Annotated in this window: 16 protein-coding genes and 2 pseudogenes; all 18 read left to right on the top strand. The window is 67.6% G+C overall.

Going from position 1 to position 8,766, the window contains the following annotated elements; all coding sequences use genetic code 11:
• Nucleotides 1-810 (top strand): recombinase RecT (locus BM228_RS32570; protein WP_139234333.1); only part of this gene is annotated, 810 nt, incomplete at its 5' end.
• Nucleotides 810-1,526, top strand: a complete 717-nt coding sequence (locus BM228_RS32565; RefSeq protein ID WP_092047382.1) for an exonuclease domain-containing protein — start codon at nucleotides 810-812, stop codon at nucleotides 1,524-1,526. The genes BM228_RS32570 and BM228_RS32565, both read left to right, overlap by 1 nt.
• Complete coding sequence (locus BM228_RS35060; protein ID WP_167367904.1) at nucleotides 1,523-1,696, top strand: hypothetical protein; 174 nt, start codon at nucleotides 1,523-1,525, stop codon at nucleotides 1,694-1,696. The genes BM228_RS32565 and BM228_RS35060 overlap by 4 nt, the downstream gene beginning before the upstream one ends.
• A complete protein-coding gene (locus BM228_RS32560) occupies nucleotides 1,693-2,007 on the top strand; it encodes a hypothetical protein (RefSeq protein WP_092047380.1) in 315 nt (104 codons plus the stop codon). Before BM228_RS35060 ends, BM228_RS32560 begins: the two co-directional genes overlap by 4 nt.
• Entirely contained in the window at nucleotides 2,004-2,147 is a 144-nt protein-coding gene (locus BM228_RS35055; protein WP_167367903.1) for a hypothetical protein, read from the top strand. Before BM228_RS32560 ends, BM228_RS35055 begins: the two co-directional genes overlap by 4 nt.
• Entirely contained in the window at nucleotides 2,140-3,063 is a 924-nt protein-coding gene (locus BM228_RS32555; protein WP_092047378.1) for a DUF5131 family protein, read from the top strand. Before BM228_RS35055 ends, BM228_RS32555 begins: the two co-directional genes overlap by 8 nt.
• The gene (locus BM228_RS32550) at nucleotides 3,060-4,379 is read left to right on the top strand and encodes a DNA cytosine methyltransferase (RefSeq protein ID WP_092047384.1); all 1,320 of its coding nucleotides are present in this window, start codon (nucleotides 3,060-3,062) and stop codon (nucleotides 4,377-4,379) included. The genes BM228_RS32555 and BM228_RS32550 overlap by 4 nt, the downstream gene beginning before the upstream one ends.
• Nucleotides 4,380-4,430: 51 nt before the next feature.
• Nucleotides 4,431-4,703: a hypothetical protein gene (locus BM228_RS32545; RefSeq protein ID WP_092047376.1), complete on the top strand. Its 273-nt coding sequence runs from the start codon at nucleotides 4,431-4,433 to the stop codon at nucleotides 4,701-4,703.
• Nucleotides 4,704-4,707: 4 nt separating this feature from the next.
• Nucleotides 4,708-4,917, top strand: a complete 210-nt coding sequence (locus BM228_RS34370; protein ID WP_139234332.1) for a hypothetical protein — start codon at nucleotides 4,708-4,710, stop codon at nucleotides 4,915-4,917.
• Entirely contained in the window at nucleotides 4,914-5,144 is a 231-nt protein-coding gene (locus BM228_RS32540; RefSeq protein ID WP_092047375.1) for a hypothetical protein, read from the top strand. The genes BM228_RS34370 and BM228_RS32540 overlap by 4 nt, the downstream gene beginning before the upstream one ends.
• A gap of 105 nt (nucleotides 5,145-5,249) precedes the next feature.
• Nucleotides 5,250-5,450, top strand: a complete 201-nt coding sequence (locus BM228_RS32535; RefSeq protein ID WP_092047373.1) for a hypothetical protein — start codon at nucleotides 5,250-5,252, stop codon at nucleotides 5,448-5,450.
• Nucleotides 5,451-6,123: 673 nt separating this feature from the next.
• Nucleotides 6,124-6,279 (top strand): annotated as a pseudogene (locus BM228_RS35740) (hypothetical protein); the annotation flags it as partial.
• 265 nt (nucleotides 6,280-6,544) lie between these two features.
• Nucleotides 6,545-6,904 carry a hypothetical protein gene (locus BM228_RS32525; RefSeq protein ID WP_092047369.1) on the top strand — a complete coding sequence of 120 codons (360 nt, stop codon included), beginning with the start codon at nucleotides 6,545-6,547 and terminating at the stop codon, nucleotides 6,902-6,904.
• On the top strand, nucleotides 6,888-7,304 hold the full coding sequence (locus BM228_RS32520) for a hypothetical protein (RefSeq protein ID WP_167367902.1): 417 nt from the start codon (nucleotides 6,888-6,890) through the stop codon (nucleotides 7,302-7,304). The genes BM228_RS32525 and BM228_RS32520 overlap by 17 nt, the downstream gene beginning before the upstream one ends.
• The gene (locus tag BM228_RS32515; RefSeq protein ID WP_092047365.1) at nucleotides 7,297-7,863 is read left to right on the top strand and encodes a DUF551 domain-containing protein; all 567 of its coding nucleotides are present in this window, start codon (nucleotides 7,297-7,299) and stop codon (nucleotides 7,861-7,863) included. Before BM228_RS32520 ends, BM228_RS32515 begins: the two co-directional genes overlap by 8 nt.
• Entirely contained in the window at nucleotides 7,860-8,348 is a 489-nt protein-coding gene (locus tag BM228_RS35050; protein WP_167367901.1) for an HAD domain-containing protein, read from the top strand. Before BM228_RS32515 ends, BM228_RS35050 begins: the two co-directional genes overlap by 4 nt.
• Nucleotides 8,345-8,479 (top strand): annotated as a pseudogene (locus BM228_RS36210) (helix-turn-helix domain-containing protein); the annotation flags it as partial. The gene BM228_RS35050 and the pseudogene BM228_RS36210, both read left to right, overlap by 4 nt.
• A 17-nt stretch (nucleotides 8,480-8,496) precedes the next feature.
• A partial coding sequence (locus BM228_RS35735; protein WP_244537431.1) for a hypothetical protein occupies nucleotides 8,497-8,766 on the top strand: 270 nt, incomplete at its 3' end.

The raw sequence follows: 8,766 nt of genomic DNA, 5'->3' as shown, positions 1-8,766 counted from the left end.
GGCGCGATCGTCGAGTTCAGCGGCAAGGCGCAGTGGATGCCGATGATCGGCGGCCTGCGGAAGAAGGTCCGCAACTCCGGCGAGATCGCCACCTGGGAGGCGCACGTCGTCTACGAAAACGACGAGTTCCTCTACGAGCTCGGTGACGAGCCGATTCTCCGGCACAAGCCCACCATGGGCGAGCCCGGCAAGCCGATCGCCGCCTACTCGATCGCCGTCCTGAAGTCGGGCGAGAAGTCCCGGGAGGTGATGACCTTCGCGCAGATCGAGAAGGTCCGCGCGGTCAGCCGGGCCAAGAACAACGGCCCCTGGGTGCAGTGGTGGGGCGAGATGGCTCGCAAGACGGTCGCGCGCCGGCACTCGAAGGTGCTGCCGATGTCGACCGACCTCGACGACCTGATGCGCCGGGACGACGACCTCTACGACTTCAAGGGCGCGCAGGAGGAGGGGAAGGAGACCGCCCGGCCGCGCCTGGCGGCGGTGCTCGACCAGATCGCCTCGCGTCCGGCGGAGGCCGAAGAGGCGCCGAGTACCTCCGATGCGCCGGCTGCCGACGCTGCAGAGCAGGCCGAAGGCGCCGCCCCGGACGCGGAATCAGCCCAGGTCGAACAGGCCGAGGCGGCCACGGGTCAGCCCACGATTGACCCGAAGAGCCCGGACTACGCGCGCGGCTACGAGGACGCGATGCGCGGCACGAAGAAGTGCTTAAAGCCCGAGATCAAGGAGGACGCCGGCCGGCTCGCGAACTGGCAGGCCGGTCATTCTGCGGCTGCCGAGCAGATGGCCAAGGAAGAGCGGGGTGAGGCGTGATGCTGATCCGCGTCATCGACCTAGAAACCACCGGCTTCGAGCCCCCGGCCGGTGTCTGCGAGATCGGCTGGTGCGACCTGACCCACGATGGCGAGTCGTGGACCGTCGGCGAGCCGCGCAGCATGCTCGTCGATCCCGAGCAGCCGATCCCGCCGCAGACCTCGGCGGTCCACCACATCGTCGACACCGATGTCGCCGGCCAGCCGGTCTTCGCCGAGGCCACCCGCGAGGCGTTGTTCGACGAGGCTCGGATGCGCGCCAATCACTTCGTGCTCGTGGCCCACAACGCGCGCTTCGAGCGCCAGTGGCTCACCCCCGAGGTGACCGGCGAGGCGCACTGGATCTGCACATACAAGGCCGCGCTTCGGCTCTGGCCGGAGGCGCCGGACCACAAGAACGGCACGCTGCGGTACTGGCGGAATCCGCCCGGCCTGGAGCGCGCCTTGGCCGAGCCGGCGCACCGGGCCGGGCCCGACGCATACGTCACGGCGCTCGTGCTCCGCGAGATGCTGGCGCTCGCCAGCCTCGACGACCTGGTGCTGTGGTCGGCAGGCCCGGCGCTGCTGCCGCGCTGCACCTTCGGCAAGCACCGCGGCGAGCCGTGGTCGGCCGTGCCGGAGAGCTATCTCGCCTGGGTGCTCCGGCAGCAGATGGACGAGGACGTGCTGTTCACTGTCCAGCGCGAGATCCGGCTGCGCGCGGTGGCCGGCCGATGATGGTCCTCCGCTCCAAGTCCCGCCCCACTGCGCCGCCGCCGAAGCGCGACCCCTACGCGGGCCACATGCGGCAGCTGCTCGGCGTCGCCAAGAACCGGCGCGGGCCGGTCACCCTGGCGACTGTGCGCGGGCTGGCTGGCGATCGCGATGGTGGAGGTGATCAGCGATGAGCGCCGAGACCCTGCTCACGGCGGCGCACCGCCTCAACCGCTTCTTCAAGGTCGACATGGCCGCCGGCGGGCTGGTGGTCGACGAGACCCTGGACGCGCTTCGGACGACGCAGCGGCAGATCGAGATCGCCGAGGCCGGCGCGCCGCATGACCCGGATCTGCTCGCGGCCGCGAAAGCCGCCGCGCGCGACCTGCACAGCGACATGACCCGGCACGGCGGCATGGTCGCCATCCCCACCGAGATCGCCTTCGACACCCTGGACAAGGCGATCCGGGCGGCCGGCGGGCGGATCAGCGAGGCCGCGCGATGATGTTCTGGCTCGGATTCTTCTGCGGGCTCGGCTCGGCCTCGACCGCGGCGCTGATCGTCCTGGCGGTGCTGCTGCACGGCGACGTGCGGGCGGAGGATGTGGCTGAGGCCGAGATGGTTGGGGGGGCGCAGCATGGCTGAGGAAACCGGTATCTCCTGGTGTGACCGGACGTGGTCGCCCTGGATCGGCTGCACCAAGATCAGCCCAGCGTGCGATGGCTGCTATGCCGCGCACCTGATGGATACTCGCCTCGGCCGGGTTGAGTGGGGCCCGCACGGCGAGCGCAGCCGGACCAGCGAGTCCTACTGGCGGCAGCTCGCCAAATGGGACCGCGAGGCGAAGGCCGCCGGTCGCACGATCAGCGTGTTCCCGTCGCTCTGCGACCCCTGGGACAACGCGGCAGACCCGGGCATCCGGCGCGAGTGGTTCGCCGTGATGCGCGAGACACCGCACCTGTTGCACCTGCTGCTGTCGAAGCGTCCGCAGAACGCTGTCGCGATGGCGGAAGCTGCCGGCGGCCTGCCGGAGAACGCTGCGCTCGGCGCCACGTGCGAGAACCAGGAGGTCGCGAACCGGAACGTCCGGCACCTGCTCGACGCCGCGCGTGATCTGCGCCCGGCCTTCAGCTTCGTCTCGGCGGAGCCTCTGCTCGGGCCAATCGATTTCACGCGAATCGTCTACAGCATGGCCGGCGACTTCACAGTGGTCCGCGACGCCCTGAAGGACTGCGACGTCGAGAGAATCGATTGGGTCATCACCGGCGGCGAGACCGATCAGGGCGGCCACAAGGCGCGGCCGACCAACCCGCAGTGGTTCCGGGACATCCGAGACGCCTGTGCCGCGGCTGGCGTGCCCTACCACCACAAGCAGAACGGCGAGTGGGTCTCGGTCTCTGAGGTCGAGGGGCCGGGCGAGATCCACGAGTTCGACGACGGCCGCTGTGTCCGACGCACTGGCAAGCGGAAGGCTGGCCGAACGATCAACGGCGTCGAGCATAACGGGATGCCCTCCTCTGTCCCCCCGACCCTCGCGTCGCGATGTGGGAGGGAGGGATGAGCGTGCTCACTTACGGGTCAGTCTGCTCGGGCATCGAAGCCGCCTCGGTCGCCTGGGCGCCGCTCGGTTGGGAAGCCGCATTCGTCGCCGAGATCGAAGCCGCCCCTCGCGCGGTCCTGCAACACCGCTTCCCTGAGGTGCCGCTGCATGGCGACTTCACGACGATCCAAGACGGCGACTACCCGGCAATCGACCTTCTCGTGGGCGGAACCCCCTGCCAAGACTTCTCCGTCGCCGGGCTACGAGCGGGCTTGGATGGAGAGCGTGGCAGCCTCACGCTTGAGTTTGGTCGGCTTGCTGGCCGCCTTCGCCCCCGGTGGGTGGCATGGGAAAACGTCCCCGGCGTCCTTTCAAACAACGAAGGACGAGACTTTGCAGCAGTTTTGGGACTGCTCTCTGGACAGATCGTGTCGGTCCCAGTCGGCGGTTGGCAGAACAGTGGTGTCCTCGCGGGCTATCGGAACGCATACGGGCTCGCTTGGCGCGTCCTTGACGCTCAGTACGTCCGAGTGGACGGGTACGGACGGGCTGTCCCTCAACGCCGACGCCGTGTGTTCGTTGTCGGACATCTTGGAGACTGGCGCCGTCCCGCAGCGGTACTTCTTGAGCGCGCGTGCCTGCGCGGGGATCCTGCGCCGCGCCGAGAAGCGGGGGCGGGAGCTGCCATCGGCGCTCTCGCGGGCACTGGCCCAGGTGGCGGATGGCGCATAGGTCCAGACGAGGCGGCTGCCGGACAGCTTGTCCTGGCCTACGGTGGCAATGACACCCGCGGGCCTATCCAAGTCGCCACCGCGGTTAACGCGCACGGCGGGCCGCACGGCCGGCTCGATTTCGAGAGCGAGACCTTCATCGCCTTCGACACGACACAGATCACCAGCGCGCAGAACCGCAACAACCCGCAGCCAGGTGATCCGTGTCATCCGCTCGCGGCTGGGGCGCACCCGCCGGCCATCGCCTTCTCGTGCAAGGACTACGGCGCCGATGCGACCGATATGGGGGCGACCCCAACCATGCGCGCCATGGGGCACAGCGAGAGCCATGCCAATGCCGGCGGGCAGCTTGCCGTCGCCATCGGCCACAATGGCGGCCCTGCGTTCACCGAGTGGGCCGTTCGCCGCCTGACACCCCTCGAATGCGAGCGCCTTCAAGGCTTTTCCGATGGCTGGACCGCTGTGCCGTGGCGCGGCGGGACCATGGCTGACGGCCCCCGCTACAAGATGCTCGGCAACTCCATGGCGGTGAACGTCATGCGCTGGATCGGCCGGCGGATTGAGGCGGTCGATGCGCTCGCTGAAGCCCCGAGCGCCGCCGCATGACCCCGCCGCTCTCCCCGCACCTTCTCCCGGCCCAGATCAAGGAGATGACCCGTGGCTGAGACTTCAAGCCAAGACGAGCGCATGGCGCGGGACCTTGCGGCCATTACGCGGCGCCGGATTTTCGCCAACGCCCGGGCCTTAGCAGGCCGCTCTTACCGCGGCGTTCCGAACTGGGCCTTCGCCAAAGAACTGTTCGGCGTGGGCAGCACCTACGCTTGGGCGCTGTGTGTCGAGATGGAGATCGACGGCGACGCCTATACGGCGACTGGCTGGCCTACCACCCCCGCCCCTCCGTCCACCGCCCCCGATAAGACCGGAGCCTGAAGAGATGAGCGATCAATATTCAAGAACGATAGCTTGGCTTCAGGCCCGCATCGAAGCTTCTCGCCAAGATGCCGAGGCCCATCCGCAAGGCCATGGCAATCGGGCGTTCTATCAAGGACAGGCCGTTGCCTACGAGAGCGCGCTTAGCGCCCTGTTGATCAATGCCCGGCTTCTCGCCGCCGACCGCGCTCCTGCGACGGAGGTGGCCCGATGAGCGCCTTCGTCATGCCCGAGGACGAGTGGCTCAAGCTCTGCGCCCGCGCGTGCCGGGTGCGCCGCAAGGAGCACGGCAACGACCGCGACTACTGCAAGGAGCATGACGGCATCTGCCCCGAGTGCGCCAGCGATGCCGCTAGGGGCGTACCTGCGAAATACCGCACCACCGAACAGCGGGCAGCGACCTTCGGGCTGCTACCGGGTGCGGAGGCTCCCCGTGGCTGAGACCTTCGGCATTCTCTTCCTCTGCGTGGCCGGCATCGTCTGCATCGTGATCCCGTGCCTCGCTTGGCTCGGCTTCATGGTTTGGGTCTTCACCGAGGCCCCGAAATGACCCGCCGCCTCGCCGACCTCGATCAAGCCTCGCTGGACTGCATGCGCCTCGTCGCCCGTCGCGCTGGCGTCCGGACCAACCAGGGCACCCTGCGCCAACGCACCGAGATCCAGATCATTATCCGCGAGGCGATGCGCGCGGTCCTCCCGCCGGAAGACCCCCGGCGTGATCCTGCCTACCCGTTCAATCAGGAGTGACGCCATGACCGAGCACCACACACCCGACGCAGCGTCCGGCACGGATCGGGGGGAGAAGCCTGCGAACATCCAACCGGGCGAACTGCTATGGATCTGCTATCAATCCATGTTCGGACAGACGGCATGGGGTTGGGCCGATCTCCCGACCCACGAGCGGGTCAAGTGGGGCTGCGTCGCCGAGGGCTTTCTGAAGGAAGTCCCCGCATCTCAGGCCGCTCCGGTGGCGGGGGTGGCTTGGCTGCCGATGAAGGACGCGCCCACGGGTGTGCCCATCATCGCGAAGCACAAGCCGAACGCTCGGATGCCTCTGGGCTGGGTCGGCACCATCAAGCTCGGGCACGGCGACGAGGAAGAGACCGACGCGCTGGACACGATCCTGCACTACAACGGCGACTCCCTGATCTGGAATTTTCACGGCTGCTGGGAAGGCTGGGTGCCGATCGGGGCGGCCGAACCGATCGCGCCCCCTCCAGGCGACCCCGAGCGATTGGACCTGACCGTCTATTCCACTGAGCATCAGCGCAAGCGCCTGGCCTCTCGCGTCGGGCCCGCCGATGAGGATCTGGCTCGCGTCGTCACAGATGCGATGCAGTGGGCTGAGTTTGTCCCCGGCCAACTCGTCCCCGCATTTCGTCCGGACGGAACGGGCGGGAGAGATCAGACGGGGATCCAACTCGGCGCACGCGTTCGCAAAACGAAGGGATCGTCGTGGCAGGGCGTCGTCGTCGGCTACTACGCTACAGCCCTGACGCCGCGCGGCGTCTGCGTCGAGAGCGAGCGCGAGCCGGGGTCGGTCCAAATCTATCCCATTGCTGCGCTGGAGCCTGTCGAAGCCGAGACGCCCACGCACCCCACCTCCCCTCAGGGGGGGGAGGTCAAGGCGCCCCAACCCGATCCTGTCGGGGAGGCAAAGGCGCTTCTGGATAAAGAGTCGATCTGTCGTAACCCCTGGGCTCAGGTAAAATGGCTTAGACTCGTCGCAGACCAATACGCCGCGACGACATCAGAACAGCGCGCATTCTTGGACCGCGCCGACGCGATCGAAGCCGCCCTCGCGACCATCCGTTCCAGCCAGGCCGGTGAGGTGCGGGACGATGCCTGACGAGTTTGAGCGCCTGCGGATCGCCCGCGACAGTTTCAAGGATCTGGCTGCCGAGAACGCCATCGCGGCGGACCGGTACGCCAGAGAGAACGCCACCCTCCGCGCCGAGCGCGACCAGCTCGCCGCCGACCTGTGCGAGGCACGGGAAGAGCGGGACAGGCTGCGGGAAGCGCATCGGGCCTCTCGATACCTGAGTGGCCTCTACAGGCGATGCTGGCTCGGGCGCCCAGTCCGCGATCTCGGCGAAGCTGAAGCAGCATACGACACCGCCCGCGCCGCCCTCACCCCCGATCTCCACCAAGCGGCCGGGTCCGCATCCAATGGAGCAGAGACCGATGCAAGCGGATCCTGAAGTGCTGCGCGGGCTGGCGGCTCGCTGCAAGACAGCCAAAGGGCCGGACCGCCGGCTGGACTACGAGGTGTTCCAGGCTTTCGCGCGCAAGGATGCGGCGAACTTTTGGGACCCCGATGCCGGCCATTTCTACACGTCCTCGTCGGATGAGGTAATCGCTCTGGCCGAGCGGGTGCTGCCGGCCATCAAAGCCTTCTCGGCAAACAGCCCGGCATCGTCCGGTTGGAAGCTCACGTTCTTCCGCGGGATGACCCCGACCAGCGCGCCCTACGGGCATTGGGAGGCCAATATCCGGAAGCACGCCAGCGACGGTGCCACAGCGGATGGCAAGACCCTACCGCTCGCCATCCTCGGAGCCCTCCTGACCGCCCTCAGCGCCGAAGGAGCCCAAGATGTCTGACGCCCCTCCCCGCGCGCCAGGGGAACTGGCGGAGATCGACCCCGCATGGTTCGTGCTCGCGAAGATGCGGATCAACCTCAGCGCCGGCAACGGCATCCGCTTGTCCAAGGACGAACTGGAGAAGCTGGCCGCATCACCGATCGGCCCGCTGATGGATGCCGCCCGAGCCTACGGCGCAGGAACGGCCGGCGAGGTTATGCCGGACCCAAGACTCATGCGCGGTGCCGAACTCGCTCTGCGCGCTTCCGGAGACGGCGGCGAGGCGAAGGGGTGGAGGCCGATAGAGACCGCGCCGATGACTACGGACCCGATCCTCGTTGCCGGTTTGGTTTTCGCCGACGATGACTGGAATTCAGGCTACCTCGGCTTTTGGCGCGACGCCCCCGCACACAAAGCCAGGGAGCGATACTCCTGCATTGGCTACATGGTCCAGCCAGCCTCCGGCCACCGATGCGTGGGTCACCGGAACGGGCCGATCAACGTCACGCACTGGATGCCGCTCCCGGATCCGCCCGCCCTATCCAGCCCCACGAAGATCGAGGGGGCGGACGAGCTATGACCCCGATCCTATTCCTTGACGTTGATGGCGTGCTGAACTGCAAGCGCACCTTCACGGAGCGTGGCGAGCCGCTTTGGCGGGTTGATGCGGACAAGGTCGGTCTGCTGAACGAAGTGGCGAAGCGGACCGGCTGTCGTGTCGTCGTCTCATCAACTTGGCGGAAGGGCAAAGATCGAGGCCCGGAAGGCTGTCGAGCCATCCTGCGTGCCCGCGGGGTTCGAGTGCCGTTCGCCCGGGTGTGGCGCACGCCCAACTCGCGCGACGGCATTCGCGGTGGAGAAATTGCCGAATGGCTCCTTCGGCACGGCTCGCCGTCCTACGCCATCGTGGACGACGACAGCGACATGCTCCCGGAGCAGATGCCGCGCTTCGTCAAAACAACGTTCGAGCAAGGGCTGACGCGGGAACATGCAGACCGGCTGATTGCCCTGCTGTCCGCATCCCGATCCCCGAAAAGCCAAGACACCCAGGGAGGCGACGAATGATCTGCTACACGCCTGCGGAGGTCGCGCAGCGCTGGAAGTGCTCGGCCAACCTCGTGCGGAAAATGATCGACAACGGGGAGTTGACCGCGTTCCGTGCGGGCGGGAAGTTGCTCCGCGTTCGCGAAGCGGACCTGGAGGAATACGAGCGGTGCCAGAATACAAGCTCCAGCGTCTCCGCGGAGGATGGTCCATCGCCGCCTACGAAGGCGGAAAGCGGGTCAGCCGTCATCGGCTTGAAAGCAGCGATGCAGCGGGCGCGGCAGCGGAATTCAACCGCCTCGTCGAGGACGCAGAGCGCCCCGTAGATCCAGACGTTCGAACGATCTGGGAGGCCTACGTCGCCGACAAGGCCGGGCGCCGGATCGCGGAGAACATGGGCTGGACCGGACGCGCCGTCCTGCCGTTCTTCGGCTGGCGC

It is taken from the genome of Methylobacterium pseudosasicola (assembly GCF_900114535.1).
In the GTDB taxonomy this organism is placed as follows: Bacteria; Pseudomonadota; Alphaproteobacteria; order Rhizobiales; family Beijerinckiaceae; genus Methylobacterium; species Methylobacterium pseudosasicola.
The sequence above is the reverse complement of the archived record's forward strand: the minus strand, read 5'-3'. Positions and strand labels throughout refer to the sequence as shown.